The following is a 2,402-nucleotide window of genomic DNA, read 5'->3' as shown; positions in this document are numbered from 1 at the left end:
CGTGTATAATTAATTGCTAGGTTCTGGCTTGCTTACGAAAATCCTCGCGGATTTTCTATTCGATTTTTATTTGCTAAATTTAGTGCTTAACCACGCAACTAATCATACACGAACACGTTATGTGCAATTTGAAAAAATCCGTTATAAACTAAACATTTCGAAACATGACAAACTTTAAAATTCTCGATAGAAAAAGCGGATTAGAATTAAATAATAAAAAATCTCTAAATAAACAAAATGGCAAAATATTTTATTCTGCTGTAGCTACTTATAAAAATACTACTCATGATTGGTTAAATCATGATTTTTTATGTGCTGAAATAATTCAGAAAAGAGTTCTAAAACCAATATCTAATTCTATTAGCAATATAGACCGTCTGTACAACGAAATGGAAACTATATTACGGATTTGGATAGATTTTACTCAATTTTCTATTGATGAATTATCATATTTTGTCAATGAAAACTTTGATATTATAGGCGATATTTGGAGTCCTCGGAATCCAGAAGAGACAGTTCTATCTTATAATAACATGGCAACCGTAGATTTAGTTGTAACGGATTTTTTTGATGAATGGAACTTTACAAAATTTAATATTGTTGCTTATGAAACTATCAATCTGGAACTTTTACCTGAACATATACTTAATACAATAAAAAAAGACCAAAATCTTATTTATGAGTATGTCATTAAAAATCATAAAAATGAATTTATAGTTGACAACAACGGAAATTATATTTTTAGATTTAACATGATATCATTTGAAAATGATTTTAAAGACTTTCTCATAACTGGGAAAAAAGTTTTAGAATTCAATTATCGACCAAAAACAAAACAATTTAAAATAAGTTATACAAATACTGAAAATGACACATCTAAATTAAGGCAAATAGAAAAAAATTTTACAGAAAAATTATCCCATTTACCAAGTTTAAAAAAATTCTATGAAACAGAATATGAGACCGAAGAAGTAATCTATATAAAATATTTACCTTTTTCTGTTATGTATCATGATTTCTTCCCTCAACTAAATTTATTACATTCTGATAAATACAATTATGATAGAGATAATCACATTACTACAAATGGAATATTTCTTTGTAAACCTAAACATTTAAAAGGTTTTGAACATTCACAAAATGCTACAATATGTTTAGTCTTTAATAAACTTGGAATAGTTAATAGATTAATAGGAAATTATGATTCCATAATTGAAAATAAGCTTGAAATAGCTAGAGAGTTTAGATATTTTAATGACACGAATACAACAGACTCATCAAGTAAGTTTGATATAAACAAGGATAAAATAAAATGGATGTTTTTTAATCCTAATTCTATCGCTAACAACGGAATGGATGAACCATTAGAATATACTGAATACGAAGGTGAATTTCATGAGTACGCAATTAAACTGACATCAAGAATTACTTACTATGACCAAGGATTGAAACGATTCCAAAAAAAACTTGTATTTGAAAACTTAATTTTCGATTTATACGAAACATAAAAACAGCACATAACACCGTGTATAAAAAATTGCTAGTTTTAGCTAATACAAAGTTTGTTGCTTGTTTGCCGGCTTCCGATTTTCCTTCGGAAAATCCTCGCCCCCAAACACGCAACTTTCCATACACGAACACGTTAGGCGTAATTAGAAAAAACCAATCAGAAATCAATGGGATATTTCACAAGAGTGTTTTGTTCGACAAACCGAAAACCAAAAATAAGCGGAATATTGAAACATCTAAAATCAGATGGATTTGATTTGAGTGTGAATCTAACCGAATCTGAATTAGATGACGAAAACTGGACGGATTTTGAATTGACTTATGACAAAGCGCGATTACCATTATTAGTTGAGCTAAATACGAAAGGAGAATCAGAACGGCTAGCGGAAGAAGAATTAGAGGAATTTTTTGAAATCATTGGAAAACCTAAATTTTTTGAGCTGAATAAAAAAAAGGTTATAAAACATTTAAAAGCAACAGAATATATTGTTTGTATCCAATTGCCGACAAGTGACATAATTGATAAAGGTTACGATTTGAATGGAGAACTAATGGCATATATTGAATTAAATTTTAGCGGAATGGTTCAAGCGGATAAAGAGGGATTTTATTTAAGAAACGAATTGCTATTTGAATTAAAATAACTACGCCTAACACCGTGTAAAAAACATTGCTTATTTTAGTTTAATCGTTTGGTCGTTGCTTTGTTTGCTAGCATCTGATTTTCATTCGGAAAATCCTCGCACTCAAACACGCAACGTTCCTTTCACATAAACGTTGTACACCATTTGAGAAAAACATATTACATAGAATTAAACGGAGTAAAAATCGGAACAACTGATTTTGAATTTGCGGATCCTCCAATGGGAGTTATCCACGGAAAAATCAATTTT

Annotated in this window: 2 protein-coding genes; both read left to right on the top strand. The window is 29.2% G+C overall.

Annotated features, from left to right (window positions below):
- The first annotated feature begins 164 nt into the window (after positions 1-164).
- On the top strand, positions 165-1,508 hold the full coding sequence (locus tag CDH49_RS15425; RefSeq protein ID WP_100616427.1) for a hypothetical protein: 1,344 nt from the start codon (positions 165-167) through the stop codon (positions 1,506-1,508).
- Positions 1,509-1,676: 168 nt separating this feature from the next.
- Entirely contained in the window at positions 1,677-2,153 is a 477-nt protein-coding gene (locus tag CDH49_RS15415; RefSeq protein WP_100616425.1) for a hypothetical protein, read from the top strand.
- Positions 2,154-2,402: the final 249 nt, after the last annotated feature.

It is taken from the genome of Confluentibacter citreus, assembly GCF_002807055.1.
Taxonomy (GTDB): Bacteria; Bacteroidota; Bacteroidia; order Flavobacteriales; family Flavobacteriaceae; genus Confluentibacter; species Confluentibacter citreus.
Note: the sequence above shows the minus strand (reverse complement) of the source record. Positions and strands in the feature narration are given on the sequence as shown.